At 50.5% G+C, this 24,887-nt stretch carries 28 protein-coding genes; 17 read left to right on the top strand and 11 right to left on the bottom strand.

The window, feature by feature from the left end; all coding sequences use genetic code 11:
• The first annotated feature begins 41 nt into the window (after positions 1-41).
• Together ACVA58_RS25100 and fre are read left to right on the top strand one after the other, a co-directional pair.
• Entirely contained in the window at positions 42-305 is a 264-nt protein-coding gene (locus ACVA58_RS25100) for a 2Fe-2S iron-sulfur cluster-binding protein (RefSeq protein WP_446512998.1), read from the top strand.
• Positions 306-314: 9 nt separating this feature from the next.
• Positions 315-1,025, top strand: a complete 711-nt coding sequence (fre, locus tag ACVA58_RS25095) for an NAD(P)H-flavin reductase (protein WP_446512997.1) — start codon at positions 315-317, stop codon at positions 1,023-1,025.
• 133 nt (positions 1,026-1,158) lie between these two features.
• On the opposite strand, the gene ACVA58_RS25090 is transcribed toward fre, so the two are convergent.
• On the bottom strand, positions 1,159-2,031 hold the full coding sequence (locus ACVA58_RS25090; RefSeq protein WP_446512996.1) for a carboxylate/amino acid/amine transporter: 873 nt from the start codon (positions 2,029-2,031) through the stop codon (positions 1,159-1,161).
• 170 nt (positions 2,032-2,201) lie between these two features.
• Entirely contained in the window at positions 2,202-2,624 is a 423-nt protein-coding gene (locus tag ACVA58_RS25085) for a universal stress protein (RefSeq protein ID WP_446512995.1), read from the bottom strand.
• Between the two features lie 297 nt (positions 2,625-2,921).
• On the opposite strand from ACVA58_RS25085, the gene ftnA reads away from it, so the two are divergent.
• From ftnA to ACVA58_RS25060, 5 genes are all read left to right on the top strand, one after another.
• A complete protein-coding gene (gene ftnA, locus ACVA58_RS25080; RefSeq protein ID WP_446512994.1) occupies positions 2,922-3,449 on the top strand; it encodes a non-heme ferritin in 528 nt (175 codons plus the stop codon).
• Between the two features lie 72 nt (positions 3,450-3,521).
• Positions 3,522-3,860: a universal stress protein UspB gene (gene uspB, locus ACVA58_RS25075; RefSeq protein ID WP_255040418.1), complete on the top strand. Its 339-nt coding sequence runs from the start codon at positions 3,522-3,524 to the stop codon at positions 3,858-3,860.
• 106 nt (positions 3,861-3,966) lie between these two features.
• Positions 3,967-5,103, top strand: coding sequence for a mechanosensitive ion channel family protein (locus ACVA58_RS25070; protein ID WP_446512993.1), 1,137 nt, complete (start codon positions 3,967-3,969; stop codon positions 5,101-5,103).
• A gap of 173 nt (positions 5,104-5,276) precedes the next feature.
• Positions 5,277-6,464 (top strand): NAD(P)/FAD-dependent oxidoreductase, encoded by a 1,188-nt coding sequence (locus ACVA58_RS25065; RefSeq protein WP_446512992.1) that lies wholly within the window; start codon positions 5,277-5,279, stop codon positions 6,462-6,464.
• Between the two features lie 269 nt (positions 6,465-6,733).
• The gene (locus ACVA58_RS25060; RefSeq protein ID WP_428654431.1) at positions 6,734-7,273 is read left to right on the top strand and encodes a DUF3332 domain-containing protein; all 540 of its coding nucleotides are present in this window, start codon (positions 6,734-6,736) and stop codon (positions 7,271-7,273) included.
• A 91-nt stretch (positions 7,274-7,364) separates the two neighbouring features.
• Here the strand turns inward: ACVA58_RS25060 and ACVA58_RS25055 are convergent, their stop codons facing one another.
• The 4 genes from ACVA58_RS25055 to ACVA58_RS25040 all read right to left on the bottom strand — a co-directional run bounded on the left by ACVA58_RS25055 (position 7,365) and on the right by ACVA58_RS25040 (position 11,199).
• A complete protein-coding gene (locus ACVA58_RS25055) occupies positions 7,365-7,946 on the bottom strand; it encodes a TetR/AcrR family transcriptional regulator (RefSeq protein WP_446512991.1) in 582 nt (193 codons plus the stop codon).
• Positions 7,947-7,969: 23 nt separating this feature from the next.
• The gene (locus ACVA58_RS25050) at positions 7,970-9,406 is read right to left on the bottom strand and encodes a coniferyl aldehyde dehydrogenase (protein WP_446512990.1); all 1,437 of its coding nucleotides are present in this window, start codon (positions 9,404-9,406) and stop codon (positions 7,970-7,972) included.
• An 87-nt stretch (positions 9,407-9,493) separates the two neighbouring features.
• Positions 9,494-10,075 carry a tRNA-uridine aminocarboxypropyltransferase gene (locus tag ACVA58_RS25045; RefSeq protein ID WP_446512989.1) on the bottom strand — a complete coding sequence of 194 codons (582 nt, stop codon included), beginning with the start codon at positions 10,073-10,075 and terminating at the stop codon, positions 9,494-9,496.
• 80 nt (positions 10,076-10,155) lie between these two features.
• Positions 10,156-11,199, bottom strand: coding sequence for a COG3650 family protein (locus ACVA58_RS25040; protein ID WP_446512988.1), 1,044 nt, complete (start codon positions 11,197-11,199; stop codon positions 10,156-10,158).
• Positions 11,200-11,266: 67 nt separating this feature from the next.
• Here ACVA58_RS25040 and ACVA58_RS25035 point away from each other — a divergent pair, with 67 nt between their 5' ends.
• Complete coding sequence (locus ACVA58_RS25035) at positions 11,267-11,725, top strand: EVE domain-containing protein (RefSeq protein ID WP_446512987.1); 459 nt, start codon at positions 11,267-11,269, stop codon at positions 11,723-11,725.
• Between the two features lie 77 nt (positions 11,726-11,802).
• Here ACVA58_RS25035 and ACVA58_RS25030 read toward each other — a convergent pair whose 3' ends face one another.
• Complete coding sequence (locus ACVA58_RS25030; RefSeq protein WP_446512986.1) at positions 11,803-12,603, bottom strand: Cof-type HAD-IIB family hydrolase; 801 nt, start codon at positions 12,601-12,603, stop codon at positions 11,803-11,805.
• A 93-nt stretch (positions 12,604-12,696) separates the two neighbouring features.
• Complete coding sequence (locus ACVA58_RS25025) at positions 12,697-13,698, bottom strand: alpha/beta fold hydrolase (protein ID WP_446512985.1); 1,002 nt, start codon at positions 13,696-13,698, stop codon at positions 12,697-12,699.
• A gap of 147 nt (positions 13,699-13,845) precedes the next feature.
• Here ACVA58_RS25025 and rhtB point away from each other — a divergent pair, with 147 nt between their 5' ends.
• Together rhtB and ACVA58_RS25015 are read left to right on the top strand one after the other, a co-directional pair.
• On the top strand, positions 13,846-14,463 hold the full coding sequence (gene rhtB / locus ACVA58_RS25020; RefSeq protein ID WP_446512984.1) for a homoserine/homoserine lactone efflux protein: 618 nt from the start codon (positions 13,846-13,848) through the stop codon (positions 14,461-14,463).
• 76 nt (positions 14,464-14,539) lie between these two features.
• Positions 14,540-15,790 carry an EAL and HDOD domain-containing protein gene (locus ACVA58_RS25015; protein ID WP_446512983.1) on the top strand — a complete coding sequence of 417 codons (1,251 nt, stop codon included), beginning with the start codon at positions 14,540-14,542 and terminating at the stop codon, positions 15,788-15,790.
• Here the strand turns inward: ACVA58_RS25015 and ACVA58_RS25010 are convergent.
• Both ACVA58_RS25010 and ACVA58_RS25005 read right to left on the bottom strand, forming a co-directional pair.
• The gene (locus ACVA58_RS25010) at positions 15,768-16,607 is read right to left on the bottom strand and encodes a LysR family transcriptional regulator (protein WP_446512982.1); all 840 of its coding nucleotides are present in this window, start codon (positions 16,605-16,607) and stop codon (positions 15,768-15,770) included. The genes ACVA58_RS25015 and ACVA58_RS25010 overlap by 23 nt on opposite strands.
• A 164-nt stretch (positions 16,608-16,771) precedes the next feature.
• Complete coding sequence (locus tag ACVA58_RS25005; protein ID WP_446512981.1) at positions 16,772-18,367, bottom strand: AbgT family transporter; 1,596 nt, start codon at positions 18,365-18,367, stop codon at positions 16,772-16,774.
• A 553-nt stretch (positions 18,368-18,920) separates the two neighbouring features.
• Between ACVA58_RS25005 and ACVA58_RS25000 the strand changes: the two genes are divergently transcribed.
• Both ACVA58_RS25000 and ACVA58_RS24995 read left to right on the top strand, forming a co-directional pair.
• Complete coding sequence (locus ACVA58_RS25000; protein ID WP_446512980.1) at positions 18,921-19,643, top strand: SDR family oxidoreductase; 723 nt, start codon at positions 18,921-18,923, stop codon at positions 19,641-19,643.
• Positions 19,644-19,797: 154 nt separating this feature from the next.
• Positions 19,798-20,802: an acyltransferase gene (locus tag ACVA58_RS24995; protein WP_446512979.1), complete on the top strand. Its 1,005-nt coding sequence runs from the start codon at positions 19,798-19,800 to the stop codon at positions 20,800-20,802.
• 18 nt (positions 20,803-20,820) lie between these two features.
• Here ACVA58_RS24995 and ACVA58_RS24990 read toward each other — a convergent pair whose 3' ends face one another.
• Positions 20,821-21,156 (bottom strand): DUF2500 domain-containing protein, encoded by a 336-nt coding sequence (locus tag ACVA58_RS24990; protein ID WP_446512978.1) that lies wholly within the window; start codon positions 21,154-21,156, stop codon positions 20,821-20,823.
• 229 nt (positions 21,157-21,385) lie between these two features.
• On the opposite strand from ACVA58_RS24990, the gene ACVA58_RS24985 reads away from it, so the two are divergent.
• From ACVA58_RS24985 to ACVA58_RS24965, 5 genes are all read left to right on the top strand, one after another.
• Positions 21,386-21,751 carry a DUF4145 domain-containing protein gene (locus ACVA58_RS24985; protein ID WP_446512977.1) on the top strand — a complete coding sequence of 122 codons (366 nt, stop codon included), beginning with the start codon at positions 21,386-21,388 and terminating at the stop codon, positions 21,749-21,751.
• Positions 21,752-22,731: 980 nt separating this feature from the next.
• Positions 22,732-23,358, top strand: a complete 627-nt coding sequence (locus ACVA58_RS24980) for a lysoplasmalogenase (RefSeq protein WP_446512976.1) — start codon at positions 22,732-22,734, stop codon at positions 23,356-23,358.
• Between the two features lie 79 nt (positions 23,359-23,437).
• A complete protein-coding gene (locus ACVA58_RS24975) occupies positions 23,438-23,758 on the top strand; it encodes a DUF7577 domain-containing protein (protein ID WP_446512975.1) in 321 nt (106 codons plus the stop codon).
• A 98-nt stretch (positions 23,759-23,856) separates the two neighbouring features.
• Positions 23,857-24,102 carry a YecH family metal-binding protein gene (locus tag ACVA58_RS24970; protein ID WP_446512974.1) on the top strand — a complete coding sequence of 82 codons (246 nt, stop codon included), beginning with the start codon at positions 23,857-23,859 and terminating at the stop codon, positions 24,100-24,102.
• A 170-nt stretch (positions 24,103-24,272) separates the two neighbouring features.
• Positions 24,273-24,863, top strand: coding sequence for a YhgN family NAAT transporter (locus ACVA58_RS24965; RefSeq protein ID WP_107349712.1), 591 nt, complete (start codon positions 24,273-24,275; stop codon positions 24,861-24,863).
• The last annotated feature ends 24 nt before the right edge of the window (positions 24,864-24,887 follow it).

Below are 24,887 nucleotides of genomic sequence, written 5' to 3'. Positions count from 1 at the left end.
AATAGCAAAGTCCGGCAAAAGCCGGGCGTGAGAAAATAAATATGTACCAAGTCCGCCTGCTACCTCATGATGTGACGTTCACCGTAGAGGGTGAACAAACGGTGCTTGAGGCCGCGCTCAACGCAGGTATTGCTTTTCCCAACCGCTGTCAGGTCGGTGCCTGTGCCATGTGTATGTGCCGAAAACAGCAGGGGACGATCCGCTATCAACTCGAGCCCATGCTTACCGAGAAGGAGCAGGCTGAAGGCTGGATATTTGCGTGTCAGGCAATGGCAAGTAGTGATTTGGTGCTCCAGCTAGATTAGAGGAAGAGAATGTCCATCAAATGCGAAGTAACATCCATCGAGCCGTTAGCCTGTAATACGTTTCGTATCCTGCTACGCCCAGAGACTAAAATTGAATTCAAAGCGGGTCAGTACCTATTGGCCGTGATGGGCGAGAAGGACAAGCGTCCGTTTTCTATTGCCAGTAGTCCATGCCGTGAAGGCGAGCTGGAGCTGCATATTGGTGCCGCTGAGCACAATGCTTACGCCATCGAGGTGGTGGATAGCATGAAAGCCGCACTGGCGGCAGGAACATCGATTGAGATCGAAGCGCCGCACGGTGAAGCGTGGGTGCGCGAAGACAGCGATAAGCCATTGTTGCTGATTGCAGGTGGCACGGGTTTCTCTTATGTTCGCAGTATCTTGGATAACTGCCTGAGTCGTGGTATCAGCCAGCCTATTTTTGTCTATTGGGGCGGCCGTGACGCATGCCAGCTGTATGCCAATGACGAGCTGAATGCACTGGCGGCTCAGCACGGTAACCTGACGTATGTCCCTGTGGTTGAGACTGCACCTACCGATTGGCAGGGTAAGGTGGGCAACGTTCTGGAGGCTGTCAGCGATGATTTTGTCAGCCTGTCAGCCTATGACATCTACATTTGCGGCCGTTTCGAAATGGCGGGTGCGGCACGCGAGCAATTCTCGGCAGAGAAGGGTGCCGAGCGCGAGCGCATGTTTGCCGACGCGTATTCGTTTATTTGATGAAAATCGGTTCTATAGCTTTTTAATCGCAGACACTTGAAAGTGCAGTGTTTCGGAGAGCTTAAAACCACAGAACCACAAAACAAAAGGCGAACTTACAGAGTTCGCCTTTTTTCTATTTTGCGTCAGGCGCTTAAGCTCGTGCCATTTCCACCTTGCGCTTGACCCAAGTCTCGTTGAACCACAGCGAAGCGACAATGATGATCCCACCAATCACGAGGCGAAGATAATCGACATCCCGGCTCCAGATCACTAGGTTGACGATAAGGCCTGCGGGTACCAGTGCATTGTTCATGATCGCCAGTGCGCCGGCATTGACCAAAGTTGCTCCCTTGTTCCACAGGTAATAGCCCAGGCCGGAGGCTACCGTGCCTAGATAGATCAAAATGCCCCATTGGGTATTGCTGGTCGGCAGTTGTTCGGTATTGCCGAACAGCAGGAACATCGGCAGGGCGACACAAACAGCCCCGAGGTAGAACAGACCAAACACCGTATGCTGCGGGATGTTTTGCTGCTCTTGCTCTATGAGGCGTTTGTAGCCCACTTGGCCGATGGCAAAGCTCAGGTTGGCCCCCTGGACTATAAGAAAACCGGTGATGAAATCTTCGTTGATCCCCTCGAATTTTATCACGGCGGCACCCAATACCGCGATTGCAGCGGTCGCAAGATACCAGGCCGAAAAGCGGCGGTGCAGCATGTCATAGATCAGAGTGACATAGATCGGGGTGAAAATGGTGAACAGTAACACTTCCGGTACGCTCAGGTAGAGAAAGGACTGGTAATAAAAGCAATACATGATCCCGAGCTGAAAGGCGCCGACGGCCATTATTTTTAGGGCCAGCGAGCGATGGAGGTGCTGACGGCGTAAGAAAGGCAGAAAGAGCAGGGCTGCCAGGCTGACACGGGTGAGCACCGAGAACCAGGCATCGACCTGACCGGCTAGGTAGACCCCGATCAGGCTAAAGGAAAAAGCCCAGAGTAAGGTAACAGCGGATAAGTATCCCATAGTTTTTTTCAGGGGTGATTGGTTGAATGATGGGGCAAGTGTAGCGAAAAAAAGGGCAAGGAAATACAGCCAAATTGTACGGTTAACACCACGGAGCAAGTGTTGAGAAGGGGCAGGCACGGTGATCGGACCGCGCCCGCTGGGCGTAACTAGGAAGGGTTACGCAAAAACTATTTGAGTGGGATCATCAGCATGTCAACCGGGGAGCGGTTGATCAACTGTTTGGCAGAGCTGAGTATTTTGCTCCAGAAGTCTTGGTGATGACCACAAACGACTAGCTCGATTTGCATATCATCGATGGCATGGCAGATTTCTTCGCTCAGGTCGCCGCTGCCGACCAGAGTATGGGATACCGGGTAGTTGGCTTTATCAGCCAGCGCTTGTAACTGTTTCTGTGCTTCATCCGCCATACGGTGCTGGGCATCGGACAGATTGATATCAATCAAGCCGGTATAGAGCTCGGCATAGTTGACGTCGATATGGATGAGCGACAATTTGGCGTCCAGTGCCTTGGCGAGCTCAGCAGCTTTGCCGACGATGACGTGGCTGTCGTCAGATAGATCGATAGCAACCAGAATATGTTTGTAAGCCATAGTTTTCACTCCTTGATTTAGGGGCTTTGTTTCATGCTAGCACCTAATATTGGGAAAAAATATTACCGTGATCGCAACTTGTTAGGCCATTTTACGAAATAATCTTAGCAGTGGAATTACTTGAATTTTTGAACTTTTTTAATCTAATTCGCTGGTTTAACCAAAACGTATCATAGATTCTTTGCTGAGCTGCACGATGAGTTGCATTCTTGCGTTGGCATTGTGACAATGGTGAGAACAGCGTTTTCATACCACCCGTTGAGATTGGTATACACTAGAATAGATAGGAGTAGTGCGATGTTAGCTCAAGCAATGGTTGATAAACTCAACGAGCAAATCAACTTAGAGTTCTTCTCTTCCAACCTTTACCTGCAGATGAGTGCATGGTGTGAAGACAAGGGCTTTGATGGTGCGGCAGAATTTCTGCGCAAACACGCCGTTGAGGAAATGGAACATATGCAGCGTCTTTTCACTTACGTCAGTGAAACGGGTGCAATGCCGATTCTTGGCTCCATTGAAGCACCAAAGCATGAGTTTTCCTCGTTGGGTGACGTATTCCGTGAAACTTACGAGCATGAGCAGCTGATCACCGATAAGATCAACAAGCTTGCGCATGTTGCTTTTACGGCCCAAGACTACTCGACGTTTAACTTCTTGCAGTGGTATGTGGCAGAGCAACACGAAGAAGAAAAACTGTTTAAAGGCATTATCGATAAGATCGAGTTGGTTGGCGAAGACGGCAAAGCCTTGTTCTTCATTGACAAAGACCTAGCCGCAATGGCGAAAGCTGGATCGACATCAATTATGGATTCACCAGCTGGCTAATAAATTCGGGGGGCTGTGATGCCCCCTCACCAAACTATGGTCAGCTGATCCGTCACGTTGTTCGGGGGCTATATTATGAGTGGTGACGCAATTGTACTCGCGCTTTTTTTGGTCGCTGTGGTGAATGTTTCTCGCTATGTCAGTACGTTGCGTACTTTACTAGCGGTCATGCGCGAATGCGATCCTCTTCTCTATCAGCAGGTCGACGGCCGGGGATTTTTCTCATCCCAAGGCAATGTCACCAAGCAAATCCGGCTATTCCACTACATCCGCAGCCACCAGTACCATAATCATCACGATCCGGTGTTTATGGATAAGTGTTCGAAGGTGCGGCGGCTATTTATCCTCGCCAGTACCTATCTGATGATATTTTTAGTCTCTATTTTTGTAGTTGCATATCTGGGTATTTAATTAATTGCTGACAAAATCAGCAGTGGTAGCGTAAAAATACTCCTTAACATTGCTAATACATAAATATGAAACTAAGTTAGCCACTGTTTTTCTCTAGGTGGTTGCTATGACTCATATTTATCAGTGGTGGAATGCATTGCAAAAAGGTGTAAGCCAAGACTGGATGTCCAATGTCGGCTTACTTCTATTGCTCAGTGCCTGTATGTGGGGCGCATGGCTGTTGGTAACCCGGCATTTGTCGACAGCTGCTGAGAACACTCGAATAGTATGGGATGATGCCTTGATCAATGCCGTTAGAAGGCCTGTCAGCTGGCTTATATGGCTGTGGCCGGCGGCTTTCTCCCTTGGGGTCGTGATCGATAATACCTCGGGTTATTCCAGTGCATTTTTGGCCAATGTTAGGCACTTGATGTTGGTTTGGACGTTTACCTGGGTGTTGCTACGTTTGATCACCAATGCCGAGGATGCGATATGCCTGACGGCCAAGGATGTCACCAGCATCAACGCGGTGTCGAAAATCTTACGCTTGATGGTATTGGTGGTTGGTGGTTTGGCCATGATGCAGAATCTTGGGCTGAGTCTGTCCGGGGTACTAACATTCGGTGGTGTCGGCGGCTTGATTGTCGGTATGGCTGCCAAGGATTTGTTGGCAAATTTCTTTGGCGCGATCATGATTTACTTTGATAAGCCATTCAAGCTCGGGGACTGGATCCGAAGTCCGGATCGGGAAATCGAAGGCGTGGTTGAGAAGATTGGATTTCGCATGACGGTGATCCGTACTTTTGACAAGCGGCCTCTGTATATCCCCAACTCTGTGTTTAGCTCGATCGTGGTGGAAAACCCTTCTCGTATGCTCAATCGCCGTATCAAGCAGACAATTGGCCTGCGTTATCAAGATGCCGCTGTTATTGAAAACGTGGTTGATGATATTAAGGTGATGCTGTTGGCTCACCCGGATATTGATACCTGCCAGACCTTAATTGTCAGTTTTGATAACTACGGTCCATCCTCGCTGGATATCCTGATCTATACCTTTACCAAAACCACAGGGTGGGTGGAATACAAGGCTATTCAGCAGAATGTGATGCTGGAAGTGGTGAAGGTTGTGCATCGTCACGGGGCTGACTTTGCCTTTCCTACCACCACGATTAGGATGGCGGGTAATTCACCGCATGAAAGTGCACAGTTCGACAGTGCGCTGTCAGTGGGGGCACAACAGGAGAGGGCCCGCTTGACAGCATAGTGTCGTGGAGTGGTGTAACGACACTATGCTGTCGAAAATATATTCAGGCGTTATTGCTATTTCTATTCGCTGTGTAGGTGGGTAGAATAGCGGCGTTGATAAGGGATGCTGGCCAATTGAGGTTACCGCATCCCTTTTTTATTCGTTTTGCTTGGGTCGTTAACGGTAGAGATATGGCAGAAAAGTTCGATGTAGTAATTATTGGCGCAGGGGCTGCAGGTTTGATGTGTGCAGCCGAGGCGGGCAAGCGTGGACGCTCTGTGCTAGTCGTTGATCACGGTAAAAAACCGGGGCGCAAGATCCTGATCTCCGGTGGTGGTCGCTGTAACTTTACTAACTACGACGTGGCAGCAAACAACTTCGTCTGCCGTAATCCGCACTTTGTGAAATCGGCTTTGTCCCAATACACCAACTGGGACTTTATTTCGATGATCGCTAAACATGGGATCGCTTTCGAAGAGCGCGACCACGGTCAGCTATTCTGTGAAGGATCAGCCAAGGAGATTGTGGCTATGCTGCTGGCTGAGTGTGACTTGCCGACGGTACAACAGCGCTATCAGGTCGATGTTCATGGTATTTCCAAAACCGAGAGTGGCTTTAGCCTCAAGCTCAATACCGACTTGGTGGAGTGTGAGTCGCTGGTCGTCGCAACCGGTGGCCTGTCGATGCCAAAACTGGGTGCTACCCCGTTTGGCTATCAAATTGCCGAGCATTTTGGTTTGAAGATGGTGCCGACCACTGCAGGCTTGGTGCCGTTTACCCTGCATAAGGAAGACAAAGAAGCATTCGCCGAGCTATCGGGTATTGCGATCCCGGCTTTGGTGGAAGCCGAAGACGGTACAACCTTCCGGGAAAACCTGCTATTTACTCACCGTGGCCTATCCGGGCCTGTGGTGTTGCAGATCTCTTCTTACTGGGTTCCAGGCCAGAAGGTAACGGTCGATCTGCTGCCGGATCTGGACTTGGAAGAGACCTTGAATACCATGCGTGACAAGCACCCAAATCAGAGCCTAAAAAACTCGCTGTCCCGCTTGTTGCCAAAACGCTTGATTGAAGTGTTGATCGATCGTGGTGACCTGGTTGATAAGCCACTCAAGCAATTTAATCCGAAAGATATTACGGCGATGGCAAACTACTTCCACCAGTGGACGATTGCCCCGAACGGCACTGAAGGCTACCGTACTGCTGAAGTAACTCTGGGCGGCGTTGATACCGATGAACTGTCTTCTAAAACCATGGAAACGAAGAAAGTGCCAGGCCTGTACTTTGCTGGTGAGGTGATGGATGTCAGCGGTTGGTTGGGCGGCTATAACTTCCAATGGGCATGGAGCTCGGGTTTCGTTGTTGGGCAATACGCCTAGTCGTCGATAGCGTTATTTTTGATATGATCACAGCGGTGCAGTACACCGCTGTGTCGTTTTTCGATTGATTATCAAGTCAGTTATTTCGGCTTTTAATGATTCCATCTGCTGTTAGCCATTAACCATTTATTTACCTAACCCATGTTTTAATTTTACGTCTGTAAATTCGCGACAAGTTTTTGCTAAATTTGCTAGCAACCCACCTTAAAATGCCTATAATCCGCGCACTTTTTATGATTTTTACCATCTCTTAGCGGAGTAGAGCTTAAATGAAAAAAATCGCATCAAAAGCGATCGTAATGACCCTTCTTGCGACGTCTCTTTCTGGTTGTATTGGTCAAATGGGCACCTCTCAGCTGGTTACCAAAGCCAACCTGAGCGCAGTGGATAACCGTTACGGCCGTGCAGGCCTATTTGTACTGCTTAGCCCGGTTTACGGTATTGCGGCGACGGCGGATCTCTTCATCTTCAACACCGTTGAATTCTGGACTGGCAAGAACCCAATCACAGGTAAGTCACCAGCTGTAGCAGATACGCCTGTTGATGCGATTTTCAAGGTTAATGGCCAGCTAGACCCATCTCTGACTACAGTGCCATTGGCAAGTGTTCAGAACAGCGATATTGAAGCAGCAAGCTTCCGTCAGGTTGATGCGCGCACGCTGGAAATGAATGTGGTTTACCAAAGCGGTGAGCAGGCTGTGCTTCGCGGTGAGCGTGCCGGCGATGATGTGAACTTCTACCTTGATGGTGAATTTATTACAGCTGTCAGCGTCGCTGAACTGAGCCAGTACGCAAACAACCAGGCGTAATTATCTTGCAGGTTGGATGCTAGCCAAACGGGAGCCATGGGCTCCCGTTTTTGTATCTGTCTCTTTTAATCCTCGCGGATAGGCCAGAATATTAGTGAGTTTGGAGCTTTTGAGTCATTGGCTGGAGTCCCTGCCAGAGGATCTGGAATGCACCTTGCTGATATTGCACCTGCCGACCCAATTCAGGCTGCTCGATAAACAACTGGGCGGTGGTGAGAAAGTGCTGGCGGAAAAAATTCAGCACCAATGGCATCGGTAAGGGCGCGAGTAGTCCTTTTTGCTGGGCTAGCTCGACCCTATTGCCAATGAATCCCATGGTCGTCAGCATCAAGTCTTGGTGGCGGCTGATCGTGTAGGCCGGATCGTGGTTGAGCTGCAGCATTAGCTTGAATTGGCTGGGGTGGTCAACGGCCCAGGTCAGCGCTCGCTGCCACAACTGGCTGAGCTCACCCTGCAATGTTGCGGCGTCCGGTGGGGGAGATAAGGTCCGGGCCAGATCCTGCTTGGCCTCAAGGTACAGAGTATCGACCAAGTCCTGTTTGCTGGCAAAGTGGTGGAACAGGGTACCAGTAGCGACCCCCGCTTCACGGGCAATGCTGGCGGTCGAGGTTGCCTGTACCCCGTTGGTGACAAACAGGGTCAATGCGCTATCAAGTAATTGTTGTCTTTTCATTGTGATCCCCAACGCATCAACGTCTAGCGCATAAAGAAGGCCAGCATCAGCTTTTGCCACCAACGATTATAAGGTGGCTTGATCAGCCCGGTGGTGGCAAATTTATGTTGGTTCAGCACGGTCTTGGCCTTGGAGAAGGTAAGGAAGCCTTCCTTGCCGTGATAGTGCCCCATGCCGGAAGGCCCAATACCGCCAAACGGTGCATCATCGGCCGCAACTTGTAGCAAGGTTTCGTTGATCGCCATCCCGCCTGAAATCGTTTCTTCACGGACTTGCTGGTGGACGATTGGATCCTGACTCATCAGGTATAGAGCCAGTGGACGCGGACGCTGCTGAACGTAATTGATAGCATCGGCAAGTTCATTGTATTCAATAACCGGCAGCAGCGGACCGAATATCTCTTCCTGCATGAGCATGGCTTGGTCGGGGGCATGGCTGAGTAAATGGGGGATCATACGGTGATGCGCATCACTGCGCGCTTTTTCGTGACACGGAAAGATATCGGCACCGAGCTGCTTGGCTTCGTCCAGCCATTGGCACAGCCGTTGGTATTGGCGTTCGTTGATCACCGAGGCAAAGTCCAAGTTATCCACCCCGTTGGGGTAGTGGTGGTTGAACTGCTCGATAAAGCTGTCGATAAAGGCTTTGGTTTGTCCCTTGGGCACCAGAATATAGTCGGGTGCAACACAGATTTGTCCGGCGTTCATGCACTTGCCAAACAAGGTCCGCTCTACCGCCAAAGCGATTGGCATATCTTTGGCGACAATGACCGGAGATTTGCCCCCCAGCTCAAGGGTCACCGGGGTCAGATTGTTGGCCGCAGCCCGCATTACATGATGGCCGACGGCAGTGGAGCCGGTAAACAGCAGGTGGTCAAACGGTAGCTGGGTGAAGTGGGCGGCGGCATCGGCCTCCCCCTCGAACACGGCAACCTGATCGGGCTGGAAGGTCTCTTCAATCAGGGTGCGCAGAATTTGGTTGGTCGCTGGGGTAAACTCGCTGAGTTTGATCATCGTCCGGTTGCCAGCAGCTAAAGCGGAAACCAGCGGCCCGAGGCTGAGCATCACCGGGAAATTCCACGGCACCACTATACCCACCACACCGACCGGTTGGTAGTGAACCGCGACTTTGGCGGGAGCGAGCATCAACCCGGCATGGCGGCGTGAGGGCTTCATCCAACCTTTGAGTTTTTTCAGGGTGTAGTTGATGTTATTGATGCAGGGGACAATGTCCGCCACGAGGGAGTCTTGTTGATGACGCTGGCCATAATCGTCTGCAAGGGCTTGGCAGAGTGCTTCCCGATGCCGCTTGATCGCTTGCTTAAGAGCGGTTAACTGGCTTTTTCGTGCATCTAAACTGGGCATCGGCGCCTGTTGGAAGGCGGCCTGCAGGCTTTGAAGTGCGCGGTTCATGTCGGTGCAGTGTTCTGGCTGGAGCTGGATATTTTCGGCTACGGTCATCGGTGGGTCTCCCTATCAATAAAACCGACTAGTCAGTCGGTTTAGTATAGAAGACTTTCCATGACACGGAGCTGGTAATTTACGGGATTATTTTTTGTGGCCACTTTTCTCGGCGTGGAACACATCGATAAAGTGGTTGAAGTACTGTTGTAGCTGTTCAGCATCTTGGCTGAAGCCTGCGGTTTCGAGCAAGGCGATCCCGGCTTCACAAGTGCACAGGTTGCCCGGTTGCTGGTTGCGGCGCAGCGCGTAAGCTGAATTGGTATCCGCGGCTAAGTCTAGCCGGGGAAGGGATGCTAACCATGGGCTACGGCGGATCATCTTACGTGCTTCCTGCCAGGTGGCATCGAGCAGGATGAACAACGGCGTTTTACCTGTATGGGTTTGGTATGGCATCGCCGGTACGGTGTCGTCTCCGGGGAACAGCAACCAAGGCTGGTACAGGGAATCGGCTAGCATATCCAGCAGCATTTGCGGAGGGGTGACCCGATCCCAGATTTGGCGCTGGCAGTTGGGTAGGCTTCTTTCCATCAATTGGCCGGTATTGGTGTCTTTACTCATTTCCTTGGGGTGGGTGAGCAAAACAAAGGCGTGCGGACAGCCGAGCGCCGGCTCAGCGTTGCAGATGCAATTGTGGTGAAAGCCGCAGCGTGGGCAGGGTGTCGTCATGATGGTCAGTGTAGCCTGTGGGTTATGCCACGGAGTGTGGCATAACCCTGGGTAAAAAAAGAGGGTTTTTCGTCTGTTGTTTACTCTTGCACTGGGCTGAGTTTGTCGAGGGCCAGGCCGCTTTCGCCCAGCTCATAGGTTTCACCGTTGATGATCTCTTGGCGGGTCGATAATTGCCCCTCCTCACGGGTAAACAACCTTTCACTGATCAGCCTTCTACCTTGGTACTGGGCCATGGTGACCTTGATCTTGCCGTCACCGGCTTGTTGCCAGAAGCCTTTTTCGCTGAGGCCGGGCTGGCCATCACTGTAGCTGTACTCGGTGACTGCCGAGTGATCCGGCAGCAGGTTCAGTGTGGTTGTCAGGACGGTGGCCCCCAAGTCGCTATGGCCCTGATATTGGCCGACCCAGTGTTGGGTGACGTCGGTCGCCCCGAGGGTGGCACAGCCACTATATTCCGTGCCCTGCCAGGTCAATGTCGACTGCCAGCCATACAGTGCGTCGCTCATCGTATCGTTGCACTGGGCCTGGGTGATGGTCAGAGTGAAGTCTCGCCCCTTATAGGTTTGCTGGCCGGAGCTTATATCACGGCTGGAAATCGTCTGCTGCTGGGCTGGATAGCTGATCCGGCTGAGGGAGGCGGTGTCCCCGGCGATTTCGATACTCCAGCCTGGTTCATTACCGAAGGCCCGGGTTTTGCGCGGTGGCTGTTGGCAGCCTTGGCGCATCTCTGCAGATAATAGATTGATCTGTTTGACGTTGAAGCGGGCGTCGTAGTCGGCAGCAAACCCTTCTTCCGGTGCTGGTTCGAGATAACCGATAAACTCACCGTACATCGGCTCGTATCCGCGAGGTGCGACCGCATTGGCGGCGGGCAGATCGCCTGCCGGCAAATGTAGCCAGTACTGCTGGGTGCTGCCGCATGGCTGGATACTGCGGCTTTCGTGGCCGAAGATGACCTGGCCGCGCAGCATGAAGGCTTGCACCTTGCCGCTGCTGGTGGCTACTTCAGGCGTGGTGAGCGCTTCTTCTTCTGGCGTTGGGCCGGTGGCAGGATCACTGGCACAGCCAGCCAGCAACAGGGTAAAGGCTATTGGTACCAGGGTAAGTTGTCGGCATATCATCGGGATCCCTCGTTGTGATAGGCTGGGTATAAAGTCAGTTATACCAGATAAATAAAAGAGTATCAGAATGGCGTATTGGTTATTCAAGACAGAGCCGGACACCTTTTCGATAGACACGCTCAAGCAGCAAAAAGTTTCCTGCTGGGAAGGTGTCAGGAACTATCAGGCGCGAAATATGATGCGTGATGACATAAAACTAGGAGATCAGGTTCTGATTTACCACTCTTCCTGCAAGGACGTGGGTGTGGTGGGGATTGCCGAGGTTGTGCGCGAAGCGTATCCGGATCATTTCCAGTTTGATCCCGAGGGGCCGTATTTCGATTCGAAATCCGAACCGGACAACCCGCGCTGGATTATGGTGGACATCGAGTATCGCCGTCATTTGCGTTTGGTGTCATTAAAGCGGATGAAAGCCAATCCGGCGTTGGCGGAGATGCCGCTGGTCAAGCGGGGAAATCGTCTCAGCATCATGCCGGTTTCTGAACAACAATGGCAGGAAATTCTGAAGATGACAGGGCAGTTCTAACCGCGGATACCAGTAATGTAACAGGAAGCCGCTAAGTGGCTTCCTGTGTTGGCTAACTCGCCGTTTATCCCACTAGATTATTTAAGCAGTAGGGCGCTCAGATAGTGCGCCACGGCTTCGTCGCTGCAGTTACCGATCACATCGTGTTCGGGTAGCGCTGCCTTGACCTTGGTATGAGAGGTCCCCATCACTAGGCCTTTTCCGGCCATTGTCAGCATCTCAACATCGTTCATCCCGTCACCGAAGGCTATGCAATCAGCCAGAGCGTAGCCTTTCTCTTTGGCCACGGCTTCTAAAGCATGCCCCTTGGATACGCCAGCATCCATAACTTCAAGACACCATGGAGTCGAGAAGGCGACATTGGCTTTGTCGCCAAACTGGGCGTTGATCTTATCTTCCCATTCGACCAATTTGTCATGGTCACGGTCATCACGGGTGAAGAAAACCTTGGCGACCCCTTCTAAAGGTGGGTTCTCGACATCGAACAGCTGGTAGCTGAAGGTATCGTGGAATTCGCGCAAGGTTGGATCTTCCTGGTTCAGCAACCAATCATCGTTGCGGTAGATATGGATTTTCAGCGCCGGATCTTGCTTGGTCATGGCAATGATGCCGCTAATGACCTCGGGCTGGACATCCTGCTTGAAGATCACTTCGTTCTTGCAGTTGTGAACCCGTGCGCCATTGGAGGTGATCATGTAAGCCGGGATCCCCAATTGCTCACGCAGCCCCGCTACATCAATATGATGGCGACCGGTGGCGAAGATGAAATCTTTACCCTGGTGATGTAGCTGGTTGAGGGTATCTTTAGTAAATGGGGCAATTTTATGGTCCGGTGTCAGCAGAGTGCCATCCAGATCCGATGCAATAATTTTGTACATGAAACCTCTCGTGGTAGGAACAGAGGCCCAATGCCAGAGCATTGGGAAACAGTGCAATATTAAACCAGTTCCCCCAAGAGAAAAGAGGCTATTTTATGCGTTGGGTATTTCCGCTTTCCGAAAATGCTCAAGGGCAGAGGTCAGAGCAGGGCTGCGATAGGTGTCGGCCTCGAACAGTAGCTCGTGGCGGGCGCCTTCAATGACCTTGAACTGGCAGTCACGGTTGGCCTGCACCATGGCCTGATGAAACTGCTGTTGGGCGGCGTTATCGATGATGGTATCTTCACTGGCCTGCAGCAAGAGGATTGGGGTGGATATGTTGCCAGCCTCGCTGATACAGCGCTTAGCCGCTGCTAAACCTTGCCACACCCAACGGGCGCTGGGACCACCGATCTTCAGTTCCGGTTTGTGCTCGTAGAGATCTCGGAACCACTGGTAGCGAACCTTGCTTTGGGTCAATGGATTGTTGCCAAATGGCTTGGGGTAATAGGGAACCTGTCCCGGTGCATAACTTGGCTGGCCCTGCAACTGTTCCATCACCCGAGCAAGGGGCGAGGCAATAGGCCGCATCCACTTGTTGATATTGATGCCGTGCATTGGGGCGCTGAGTACGGCTCGCTCAATGGTACCGGGATGGCGGGCTAGATACAGACTGGTGATGGTGCCGCCCATTGAGTGACCGAGCATAAATAGCTGCTGGTAGCCTTTGGGCTTGACCACTGACTTGATAAAGGTGTCTAGATCGTTGACGTAATCGTCGAAGTGGCCGACATGTCCCAGCTCGGTATCTTCGGCCATCCGGTCGGAGACGCCTTGGCCTCGATGGTCGAGGGCAAAGACATCGTAGCCCTGACGTACAAGATCATAAAACAGCTCTTGGTATTTCCAGTAGCTTTCAATCCGGCCGTTAACCACGATAATGGCTTTATCTGGATTGTTGCCGGTCAAGGTAACCCAGCCAATATTGGTGTGGTTGCTTCCCTGGAACATGCCTTCTTGACGTTGCTGCCACAGTTTGGCGACGGGCCCGGCCATGGTCTCTTCGAAGCAGTTTTCTTGGGATAGATTAAAAAAAGAGGGGGGCTGGACAGTCATTTATCGTCTCGGTTAACAGCATCTGGGGCAAGTATAACCCAATGTCATACCAGATGTTGCCATAAGGCGTGAACAGCTGTTAACGTGTGGCGTTTTTATGTGGCTAGTGGCAAATTTTGTTAGAATAGCGAAAAAGGAAATAGTCCTATGGCATTTGAAATGTGGTTGGCTTATCTGGCGACGGCGATTGTATTTAGTATCGCACCGGGCTCAGGTACGGTGAATTCGATCAGTAACGGCATGACCTATGGCTGGCGCAAATCGCTGGCATCGATTGCCGGGCTACAGCTCGGTCTGAGTCTTTATATCGTCTTGGTCGGGATTGGACTGGGCGCGTTGATTGCCCAGTCGGCAACGGCGTTTTCGGTGATTAAATGGGCTGGGGTTGGTTATCTGATCTGGCTCGGGGTGCAAAAGTGGCGTGACCATAGCCAGTTTGATATTGCTGGTGATGTGCCGGCTACTCCGGCCAAACAATTGTGCCGCCAGGCGGTATTGGTCAACCTGACCAACCCGAAAACCGTGGTGTTCCTAGTTGCGTTGTTTCCCCAGTTTATCGACCCTACCCAGCCACAGGCTATTCAATTGTGGATATTGGGGATCACGACGGTTGCCGTGGATACCCTGGTGATGCTGGGTTATGTGCTGCTGGCCTCCCGGTTGGCGGGCTATATCCGTTCGGCCAGGATCATGGCAGCTCTAAATCGTGTGTTCGGTTCGATGTTTATCGGCTGCGGGGCATTATTGGCAACAGCCAAAGCCTGAGTTTATTGGGCTGCCTTTATTGGTGCCAGGAGGCAATGCGGTATATGCCCTCTGTTGCGGAGACTCGTTCAGATTTATGTATTCTTATGTTGCACGCCAACCTATCTTCAACCGTCACCAGAAGACGGCCGGATATGAGCTATTGTTCCGCAATGGTGAGAGCAATGCCTTTCCTGCCGGCGTCGACGAAAACAAGGCGACCTGTCGTTTATTGGTCAATAGCTACCTTGCCGACCGTGACGGTATGGCCCAGGCTGGCAAGCGCTGTTTCATCAACTTTCCCCACCAGAGCCTGATCAGGCTGTTGCCGATGTTGCTGCCGAAAAAGCAGGTGGTGATCGAAGTGCTGGAAACCTGTGAGCCCAATGATGAGTTGTTGCTTGCGATCCGCCATTTGAACCGGCTGGGATACATGATTGCCCTCGATGATTTCGATATGGATCCCCGTTGGCAACGCTTCCTACCATTCGTTCATATTATCAAATTGGACTTGCTCAAAATTGGGCTTGAAGCGGCATGTGACTATGTGGCGCGGAACCGTGACAGGAAATTGATGTTTCTTGCCGAGAAAGTCGAGGGCCACCATGACTACACTCGGGCTCATCAGGCCGGTTTTCATTTTTTCCAGGGTTATTACTTCAGCCGCCCAGAGATGTTGAAAAGCCGCAACCTCAAACCAGAGCGGCTTTCCACGTTGCGCCTGTTACAGGAAGTGTGCCGGGATCAGGTCGATTTCGAGCGGGTCGAGCAGATCATCGCCTCGGATTTGTCACTGTCCTACCTATTGCTGCGCTACGTCAACACCGCTGTCGACAGGCTCAAGGTACCGATCAGTGAGTTCAGACAGGCACTGGTGTATCTGGGTGAGGAAAAACTCAAGGTATTTGTCAGTGCCGTGGCAACCGCCCAGGCCTCATTTAACAAGCCCCAAGAGCTGTATGCCTTATCACTACAACGTGGCCGGATGTGTGAAATCTTGGCATCGGCCTGCGGGCAGGACATCGAGGCCAAGCCTGCTTTTATGACCGGTTTGCTTTCTATGATAGATGCCTTGTTAGATCAGCCTCTGGAGGAGTTGCTTGAGCAACTGCCTCTACAGGCCGAGATCCGGCAGGCTTTATTGTACCAGCAGGGGGGATTGGGCCAGCTGTTGGAACTGACGATTGCCTACGAGCAGGCACAATGGTGGCAGGTCAACCAGATGGGCGAGGCGCTGGGGATCGAGGCCCCACAGATTGGCCAGAGCTACCAGCTAGCCCTCCAGTGGTCGTCAAAGTACGGCCTCCATACCTCTTCCCCTTCGCTTACTGCCGTACAAACTGGCTGAGTGCCTTCACCGTTTCGGCCAGAGCTGGATTAAGCGTCCTGTTGGCCGGGTAGCATAACCCGAGCCGGCGGAACATCCGCGGCCCATCCAGCGGGACAGTGACCAGCTCTCTGGCGGTCTCCAGCACCCCGGTTGGTAGGAAGGAAATGCCGAGACCGGCCTGTACCAGATGCATCACTTGGGTTTTATGCTCGGCCTTGGCAACCAGGTTGACCGCCAGCCCATCGCAGGCCAGCAGGCCGATAGTTTGCTGATGGGCTTCGCACGGCGGGCATTCGATAAAATCATGCTGGTGGAGCTGCTCCGGTTTGACCTTGTCCAGTTTGGCGAGCGGATGGGACGGTAGCATGCACAGTACATAGTCTTCTTCCCACAACGGCAAAAAAATCTCACCGTCTTGTTTGAACATATCTAGCGTCAGGCGGGCGTCTGCGGGCACATCATGATCCACCAATTCTAATAACACATTCGGAATATGTTCGTTCAGGCTGCTGAATATACTGGCAAGGGCACTCTGGCTCAGATCCGGGAAGTTGGCCAGCTTGAGTGGCAGGCATTCGGTACGTTGCTGGAACAACGACGGCAGACGGTTAACGTCCCCGAGCAATCTGACGGCCAATGGGTAGAGGTAGTGGGCCTCATCCGTCAGGTTAACCCCTTTTTTGTGACGCTCGAACAAGATGGTATTGAGTTCGTCTTCTAGCTGCTTGATAGCGTTGGAAATCGAAGGTTGGGAGACAAAGCAACGCTCGGCAGCAAGGGTGATGTTCTTTTCTTCGTAGACGGCGACAAAAAAGCGTAGGAGGCGGAGATCCATGGAATTGCTCAAGCTGGCAAGTGATGGAGCCTATGATAGCAAATAAGCTTTGATAGCAAAGAATCTTAACAAAGTGTCTTGGGAAAGAATGTCGGAGTAGATGTTGATGGGGGCAGAAAACACAAAGCCGGGCATAAGCCCGGCTTTGGTGACAGAGTGTAGTGTTAGCCTACGCTGTAGTAGGTTGCAGCGCCTGGGCCAACAGGCACACCGAATACGAATACCCATAGGTAGAACATAACGCTCCAGCCTACGATGAAGACGATTGAGTACGGTAGCATCGTTGAAATAAGCGTACCTAGACCTAGGTTCTTCTTATAGCGTGTCGCAACAGCCAGGATCATACCAAAGTAGCTCATCATCGGTGTGATAATGTTGGTCACTGAGTCACCGATACGGTAAGCCGCCTGAATGGTTTCCGGTGCATAGCCAACCAGCATCAGCATAGGTACGAAGATTGGTGCCGTTACCGCCCACTGTGCCGATGCTGAACCTAGCATCAGGTTGATGAAGCCACACATCAGGATGAAGGCAAAGAACAGTGCCGGGCCAGTTAGACCGATTGACTGAAGGAAGTCAGCACCGCCAACCGCGAACACCTGACCGAAATTAGTCCAGCTAAAGAAAGCGACGAACTGAGCGGCGAAGAATACCAGTACGATGTACATGCCCATTGACGACATGGATTTTGACATCGCATCGATAACATCGCGGTCATTCTTCATGGTGCCGACAACTTTACCGTAGACAAAGCCAGGAACGGCGAAGAATACGAAGATGAAGGCGACAATACCTTTCAAGAACGGTGAACCTGCAACCATGCCTGTTTCAGGGTGACGCAAAATACCATTTTCCGGCACGATGGTCAGCGCCAGCAAGCCAGCCACAACAAGTGCTGCAAGACCTGCCATTTTCAGGCCTTTCTTCTCAAGATCGGTGATCTTGCCAAGTTTGTCGCCGCCGAGATCTTCACTGGCTTCTTCCGGGTTGTATTTACCCAGTTTTGGCTCAACGATTTTTTCGGTAACAAACGCACCCATGATGGTGATCGCAAAGGTTGATGCGAACATGAAGTACCAGTTAGCCTCAGGGCCAACAGAGTAGTTCGGATCGATCATTTGTGCTGCTGTCTGGGTAATGCCCGATAGTAACGGGTCAACCGTACCAAGCAGAAGGTTAGCACTGTAGCCACCAGATACACCGGCGAATGCCGCAGCTAGACCTGCTAGCGGGTGGCGGCCCAGAGAATGGAATAGCATGGCTGCCAGCGGTACCAGTACCACGTAGCCTAGCTCAGAAGCGGTGTTTGAAATGATACCGGCGAAAATAACGACGAAGGTTACCATGCGCTTTGATGCGCCCATCACCAAACCACGCATTGCTGATGACAGCATGCCTGAGTGTTCGGCAATCGCGACACCCAACATAGCGACCAGTACGGTACCTAGTGGGGCAAAACCGGTGAAGTTGGTTACCAAGTTAGCAACGATTCGTTGTAAGCCTTCTGCATTGAATAGGCTTACTACATGGATCATCCCGTCAGCTGCACGGCCCGCTGCGCCTTCTGGGCGTGGGTCGACGACAGACACGCCGAAGTAGCCGGCAATGCCGGATAGCACCAGAATAGCCACACAGAAAAGGGCAAAAAGAGTGATTGGGTGTGGTAGCAGGTTGCCTAGCCACTCGACGGTATCAAGAAAACGGGTAAATAATGTTTTCTTTGGTTGTTGTTGTGTTTGCGGTGAAGCAGATGAATGCATCACGACCTCCATTTATCGTTTTAATCCCATCAATGGGTACATCTCTTGTCGCGGGGAAGGTTACGTCATTGTTAATGCCACAAACAAGATATAATTGTGTCTAAATGTGTCAATTGCTTGTTTTTTGTCTGGTTGTTGTTAATTTTTAGTTGTTATATGCTGTTTGTGTGATGGTTGCTTGAGTTGTTATTGTTGATTTTTATGAAATCAGTTGTTCATTTTCGGTTTGTTAACCTTTGCTCAATAACCGGATATCAATTGATTAGAATTAGCAGCCCGAAAATAACGTGCTTAAATTCACAAAAAGGGCAATTTATCGCCGATTAATTGCGTTGTGATAGCACTTCATTAACCATTTCGTAGCATTTTGTCGTTGGCGTTTTCGGGAATATGGCGTATCCATAGCTAAAATTTATGATAAACAGAGGTAATCGATATTTTTCACTAAGGGATTAGGCCGATATAGTAGCGTCCATCTGCTGGTGGCCACTGGTAATAACCTGGCGGGCAAGAGCCCGGGGTGATTTTCTCTTTCTATAAATAAGGTGAAACTATGTCTAAGTCTCTCGTTGTGATCACTGGCGCAAGTTCTGGTATTGGTGAAGCGACTGCCAAAACCCTATCAGCACAGGGTCATCCACTGCTGTTGCTTGCTCGCCGTGTCGACCGGTTGACAGCATTGGGACTGCCAAACACCATGTGCCGTCAGGTGGATGTGACCGATGGCCCGGCATTTTCTGCGGCGATAGAAGAAGCGGAAGCCCAGTTCGGCCCAGTGGATTGCTTAATCAATAACGCCGGCATGATGTTGCTTGGTCTTGCCCATGAGCAAGATCCCGCTGAATGGAAAACCATGTTCGATGTGAATGTGCTGGGCCTGCTAAACGGTATCCATGCGGTGCTGGCCAAGATGAAAACCCGTCAGGGCGGTACCGTGATAAATATCAGCTCGGTGGCTGGACGTAAGACATTCCCTAACCACGCGGCATACTGTGGGACCAAGTTCGCGGTCCATGCGATCACTGAAAATATCCGAGAAGAAGTGGCTGACGACAACGTTCGCTTTATTACCATTGCTCCTGGTGCTGTGGACACCGAGTTGCTGAGCCACACCACCAGCGATGCGATCAAAGCGGGTTATGAAGAGTGGAAAGACGGCATGGGCGGGGTAATTGCGCCGCAGGATATTGCCAATGCCATTAATTACGCTTACCAGCAGCCACAGCATCTGTGTATTCGTGAAATCGTGCTGGCCGCGACTCGTCAGCAACCATAATACAGATAAGGTGATGCAAAGACGGATTGTCAGGGTAGGGTGAATTCAGCTGCAAATCTATTCTTATTCAGTTACTTAATTAAAATCGCCTGCTATATTCAAAAGGGTATCCCAACGGGATACCCTTTTTGGTTTGTACGGTTAGGGGGCAGAAGTGAGGGAGAAGGTTCGCTTTTTTGATGTGTTGCGCTGTGTTGCAGCAGTAGCGGTGGTGGTGATACATGTACTCGGTCCCTACCGCGATCAATTTGGGGTGATGCCCGATAGCGGCTGGATAACGGCTACGACCTTCAACAGTTTTAGCCGCTGGGCGGTACCGATCTTTATTATGATCACCGGTGCCTTGATGCTGACCGATACCCGCCCGTTTGAATTTGGATATTATGTTCGCCGCCGCCTCGGCAAGGTACTGGTCCCTTTTCTGGTTTGGTCGGTGTTTTATGCTTGGCTATCCGGGTTAACGCTTGCTGGATTTGACGGGGGAATAGCGCTCGATACCCTCAAAGCCTTGCCTGTCCATGAAACCTACTACCACCTCGGTTTTTTCTATTACTTTATTCCGCTGTATTTCGTAGTGCCTTTCCTGCGCTACTTTGTCCAGCATTACGACAGGCAGGCGACATTGGCTCTGACCTTGGTATGGTTGGTTCTGACAACCTTGTTCTTGTTCAAGATTGATGGCCCTTGGAGCTATGAACTGGTTTTGTATAGTGGTTACTTACTGTTTGGCTACTGCGTGTTTCAGTTGCGTTGGCCGAGCTTGAAGTGGCTACTGCCTTTGGGCATTGTGGCGCTGTTGTTAACCGATGCAATGGTGCTGAGCAATAGCTTTGCCGCTGGGGAATACAAGGTTGGCCGTTGGATGTCTTATAAGACACTCAATACTGCCTTGATTGCTGGGATGTTATTTGCGCTGGGTAGATATGTGGCAGACAAGATCAGCGAAGGCTGGCTTGAGAAACTGGCCTTTATGAGCCGCTATAGCCTTGGGATCTATTTGCTTCACCCTATCTTTTTATGGCCGGTAAGGGCGTATGACTGGTACTTCCTGCCACCGGTGCTGATGATCCCGTTCTGGACGGTGATCATCACGGCACTGGCCCTTGCTGCCAGCTGGTTATTGGGCAAGAGTTCTAAAACTGCCTGGTTGGTGCCCTGAATCTGGTAGTAAATGGCTTCAATCTCCCCGGCTTAGAGCAAAATGGCGGAAAGTGACGCCTTGGTAGGTCATGATTCCCTTATCTCCCGGGTTGAGGGCGTGGAAATAATGGATACCCACCATGAATTCACGCTTTGGCCCACCTTTGGTCGGCTGCACATAAATCCAGTATTCCTCGTTATCTTCACCTGGGCGGGCACCAATGATCGGTGAGCTTTGTTTGTCGAGGATGTGGACCTCGATTTGTTTTTCCGGAGCATTCTCCCCTACGGTGTGTTGGCGATAGACTCGGATGAAGCAAAAAAGAGCAATGGCTATCAGAGCAAGAATGATAATGGGAATGCTGGTTGGCATAGGACTTCCTTGTTGGACGCAACGGGATCTCATTATTGGGCAAGTCTGGATTACTGGATATGATCAGTCGTAAAAAGCGTGATCGCTGCAAGTATGGTTTCAATGGATATACGATCCAGTCTTGCAAGTATTCCCTAGTGGTATCAGCTATTACTGAGAGATGCAGTACTTTGCTTTAGTGCAAAGTCGAGGTAAGTTAGTAGAAAGAGTGAGCAAGGAAAGAGATGAAATGGCAAACATTGAGTTAGTGGTAACACGTTCAAGGCGGATCGAAAGCCTGCTGCGTGAACATTACCATGCTGAGGGCAAAGGCTTGCACCAGCTGATCACTAGCTGTGAAGAACGCCTGCCACACGAAATTATTCCCAAGTTACGTTTTATTGCTTCTGTTCGAAATAAAACCGTGCATGAAGAAGGGTATAAACTTGACGACAAAAAAGGGTTTATTGCTGCATGTAATGCTTGCGAAAAGGAACTTACCCCGCGAAGTGGCCGTTTTGTCTGGACGGCAGCGGCATTACTCGTAGTGGGAGTAACTGCACTGGCTATATGGTTCTATTCCCTTCATTGGCACCGGATCGATTTGACCCCTTAAGAGCGCGATGGCCAACAGCCGGTGGAAGATATTTATTGGATAAAACAAAAAAGGTGCCGAAAGGCACCTTTTTTTTGAATTTTTTTTGCTTAATAAATCACTGGCAGCGTCATTAATCCGACAACCACTGCGATCATCATAAGGCCTTGTTTTTGTGAAGGTGTGAACATGCAGAGGCTCCTTGTAGCTGCTGATTTGATGTTGTAAATAAGAATAGCACTTATTTTATGCTTTTATCAAGTTGAATTGTCATATTGTTGTCATAAAAATAATTTATAGAGGCTCCATATGGCCCTTTATGGTTAAGTGAACTGTGTTTTTTGGTGTGGTTGAAAAGTGTTCTGGTTGAGGGTTTTGTTTTGTTGTTGGTTTTAAATTGTTGTTTTTAATTCCTTTTTATTGGATTGGTGTTGCTTTGTTTATTGTTGTTTTTTGTTTTTTGTATTTTTGCTTTGAAAACTGGCAGTGAGCGCGCTTGCTGATCGAAAATGATGTTAATTGCTGGATTTGAACTTGTCGATTAGCCATTTTTATCGAGCGCTAAGCTTTTGAAGTGCATATTTGCGTAGGTTTTATGTATTGGTATTAATCGATTAGCGCTAAGTGCTGTCTTTGGGGGGTGGTGATGTGATAATTACGATAAAGAGATTTTTTTGTTGATTATGTTGTTGTATTTTAATGTTTTTATTTGTTATTTAGTAAGGGTTTATCAAGTGATTTGGCTTGATTCTTGATTGTGCTGACTAGTGCTATAGACAGGGAATAGGGCTCAAGCAATACCAAACGTTTGCTATTTCGTTTTTCTAATCGGTGATATCAACGTGTTCACGGAACATCGGCTGAGTTGATGATTAATATGATTCGCCGCTAGTTATTGGCCTTCCTTGCTAGACAATCGCCTGTCAGATCCTAAACTGTGCTTGCCACTGAGTGCTCAGTCTCTTGCCTAATGACAATTCCATAATAATAACGGTGAAACTATGTGGGTTTGGTTAGCCATTTCTCTTTCTGCTCTTCTACACATCACAGCGGCGTACCATGGTCCCCGCTGGCAATTTTATCTATTTAAGCCTGTTACTTTGCTAATGTTGCTTGTCGTCGCGTGGCCGGCTGGTGATGGCGGGATCTATCACTTGGCAATCTTATTGGGGTTGGCTTTGTCCGTTGTGGGCGATGTTTTCCTCATGTGGCCCAAAGATCGGTTTATCCCCGGGTTGGTGGCCTTCGCGCTGGCGCATGTCAGCTACTCTGCTGCGTTCTGGTCCCAGCTCGGCAGCCATATTGTTTGGTGGCTGCCAGCTATGCTGGCTGCCGCCGGTGTGATTGTTTTTCTTCTTTTGTTACCGTCACTAGGCAAGATGCTGATACCGGTTGCTATTTATATTGCAGTCATTTCCCAGATGGCCTGGGCGGCTGGTGAATTTTGGCTGACGACATCAACAACCATGGCCTTGCTGGCCTTTGCTGGTGCGGCAGTATTTATGTTTTCTGATCTCTGTTTGGCCATTGACCGCTTCCGTGGGCCGTTTCGATCGGCAACCGCTATGATCATGACAAGCTATTTTCTTGCCCAGTCGCTATTTGTTGCCACCTTGCTGATAGTGTAGTGGCCGATAAATGAAACTTTTTCAGTCATTAACCTGTCTTTAGATCATACTGGTAGCAGGCAGAGATATGGGGAAGGTGATGTCAGAAGCGTGGTGTAAAATCTACGATGCCGGCAACGCACTTGAGGCGCATAGTCTTAAGGGGATGCTGGAAGCCAGGCAGATTGAGGTTCATCTCAGTGGCGAGGGGTTGGGAGCCGCCGCCGGTGAGTTGCCAGCCAATGTGGTAGAGGTCGGCTTGTGGGTGAAAGTTTCTCAGCAATCCAGTGCCCAATTACTGCTGGAAGAGTATGAACACGCCGACCCATCGGGATGGAGCTGTCCGGCTTGCGGTGAAGCCAATGGCAGTCAGTTCGAATTATGCTGGCAGTGCGGGCTGGATCGTTTGGGTGACTCATAAAACATATATGTAAAATGCATTAATTTGTTTTTGGTCAAATATCCTCCAGCGGGAGACCGCTACAATGGTGCTATTGTTCTGTAAAGAGAATACCTACGATGAGTGATAATCAAGTTCATGCCCATAACCTTTTGAATCTGTTATTGGCCGCTGAAACCCCATATACCTTCGCGAGCCTGAAGCAGGCGATTGTTGCGGAATATGGTGAAGATGTGCGTTTCTACACGTGTAGCCAGCAAGACCTGACATTTGATGCCTTGATGACTTTCCTATTGGATCGACGCAAGGTGGTACAGGACGGCGACTATGTCGCGGCAAACCGTGAACGGATGTGCAGCCACTAGTTCTAATTTGAGTTGGCTAGCGCCCGCTAGCCGCTTCGATGTCTGGTTGGTAAAAATATCGCCACCCTGCTGATGCTTTGTTATACTCTTTCACCTCCGATTGGCTTTCTGGCTGATCGTTCTTAATTCTTAATACTTCTTTTACTTTTTCTCTATCTGAGGTCTGCTCTGTGGAAATTATTTCTGCGGCGGTCATGCTATTTCTGATCATGGATCCGCTTGGCAATTTGCCGGTTATGTTGTCTATCTTGCGGCATATTGAGCCAAAGCGGCGTCGCTTTATCATGATTCGGGAATTGCTGATTGCCTTGGTGATCCTGCTGTTATTCCTGTTCGGTGGCCAGAAAATGCTGAACTTTCTGCATGTCTCGACAGAGACCGTCAGCATTTCCGGCGGTATCATTTTATTCTTGATAGCGATCAGGATGATCTTCCCGCAGCCCGGTGGGGTAACTGGACTTGCCGCGGGTGAAGAGCCATTTATCGTGCCGATGGCGATCCCGATGATTGCTGGGCCGTCAGTGCTGGCATCGCTGCTGTTGTTATCTAATCAGGAGCCAGGCCGTACTACGGATTGGGTGATTGCCGTATTGTTGGCGTGGGGAGCATCGTTTGTGATCTTGATGTTCTATGAAGTGTTCAACCGCTTGCTTGGCGAGAAGGGGCTCAAGGCCGTTGAGCGCTTGATGGGCTTGCTTTTGATCATGATATCGACTCAGATGTTCCTGGACGGGGTCCGAAAATTTTTCATGATGTCTTAATAAAAAAGAGCGAGGCTATTAGCC

Source organism: Photobacterium sp. DNB22_13_2 (assembly GCF_052873915.1).
The sequence above is the reverse complement of the archived record's forward strand: the minus strand, read 5'-3'. Positions and strand labels throughout refer to the sequence as shown.

Bases quoted from the DNA above. Each gene is read 5' to 3' on its own strand.
- ACVA58_RS25035 (WP_446512987.1), top strand. From the start codon at position 11,267: ATGGCGTATTGGTTATTCAAGACAGAGCCGGACACCTTTTCGATAGAC.
- ACVA58_RS25060 (WP_428654431.1), top strand. From the start codon at position 6,734: ATGAAAAAAATCGCATCAAAAGCGATCGTAATGACCCTTCTTGCGACG.
- ACVA58_RS25005 (WP_446512981.1), bottom strand. From the start codon at position 18,367: ATGCATTCATCTGCTTCACCGCAAACACAACAACAACCAAAGAAAACA.
- ACVA58_RS24975 (WP_446512975.1), top strand. From the start codon at position 23,438: ATGTCAGAAGCGTGGTGTAAAATCTACGATGCCGGCAACGCACTTGAG.
- ACVA58_RS25050 (WP_446512990.1), bottom strand. From the start codon at position 9,406: ATGACCGTAGCCGAAAATATCCAGCTCCAGCCAGAACACTGCACCGAC.
- ACVA58_RS25010 (WP_446512982.1), bottom strand. From the start codon at position 16,607: ATGGATCTCCGCCTCCTACGCTTTTTTGTCGCCGTCTACGAAGAAAAG.
- ACVA58_RS25000 (WP_446512980.1), top strand. From the start codon at position 18,921: ATGTCTAAGTCTCTCGTTGTGATCACTGGCGCAAGTTCTGGTATTGGT.
- ACVA58_RS25100 (WP_446512998.1), top strand. From the start codon at position 42: ATGTACCAAGTCCGCCTGCTACCTCATGATGTGACGTTCACCGTAGAG.
- ACVA58_RS25025 (WP_446512985.1), bottom strand. From the start codon at position 13,698: ATGACTGTCCAGCCCCCCTCTTTTTTTAATCTATCCCAAGAAAACTGC.
- ACVA58_RS25085 (WP_446512995.1), bottom strand. From the start codon at position 2,624: ATGGCTTACAAACATATTCTGGTTGCTATCGATCTATCTGACGACAGC.
- ACVA58_RS24970 (WP_446512974.1), top strand. From the start codon at position 23,857: ATGAGTGATAATCAAGTTCATGCCCATAACCTTTTGAATCTGTTATTG.
- ACVA58_RS25090 (WP_446512996.1), bottom strand. From the start codon at position 2,031: ATGGGATACTTATCCGCTGTTACCTTACTCTGGGCTTTTTCCTTTAGC.
- ACVA58_RS25070 (WP_446512993.1), top strand. From the start codon at position 3,967: ATGACTCATATTTATCAGTGGTGGAATGCATTGCAAAAAGGTGTAAGC.
- ftnA (WP_446512994.1), top strand. From the start codon at position 2,922: ATGTTAGCTCAAGCAATGGTTGATAAACTCAACGAGCAAATCAACTTA.
- ACVA58_RS25045 (WP_446512989.1), bottom strand. From the start codon at position 10,075: ATGACGACACCCTGCCCACGCTGCGGCTTTCACCACAATTGCATCTGC.
- ACVA58_RS25040 (WP_446512988.1), bottom strand. From the start codon at position 11,199: ATGATATGCCGACAACTTACCCTGGTACCAATAGCCTTTACCCTGTTG.
- ACVA58_RS24980 (WP_446512976.1), top strand. From the start codon at position 22,732: ATGTGGGTTTGGTTAGCCATTTCTCTTTCTGCTCTTCTACACATCACA.
- rhtB (WP_446512984.1), top strand. From the start codon at position 13,846: ATGGCATTTGAAATGTGGTTGGCTTATCTGGCGACGGCGATTGTATTT.
- ACVA58_RS24985 (WP_446512977.1), top strand. From the start codon at position 21,386: ATGGCAAACATTGAGTTAGTGGTAACACGTTCAAGGCGGATCGAAAGC.
- fre (WP_446512997.1), top strand. From the start codon at position 315: ATGTCCATCAAATGCGAAGTAACATCCATCGAGCCGTTAGCCTGTAAT.
- ACVA58_RS24990 (WP_446512978.1), bottom strand. From the start codon at position 21,156: ATGCCAACCAGCATTCCCATTATCATTCTTGCTCTGATAGCCATTGCT.
- ACVA58_RS25055 (WP_446512991.1), bottom strand. From the start codon at position 7,946: ATGAAAAGACAACAATTACTTGATAGCGCATTGACCCTGTTTGTCACC.
- ACVA58_RS25015 (WP_446512983.1), top strand. From the start codon at position 14,540: ATGTATTCTTATGTTGCACGCCAACCTATCTTCAACCGTCACCAGAAG.
- ACVA58_RS25030 (WP_446512986.1), bottom strand. From the start codon at position 12,603: ATGTACAAAATTATTGCATCGGATCTGGATGGCACTCTGCTGACACCG.
- ACVA58_RS25065 (WP_446512992.1), top strand. From the start codon at position 5,277: ATGGCAGAAAAGTTCGATGTAGTAATTATTGGCGCAGGGGCTGCAGGT.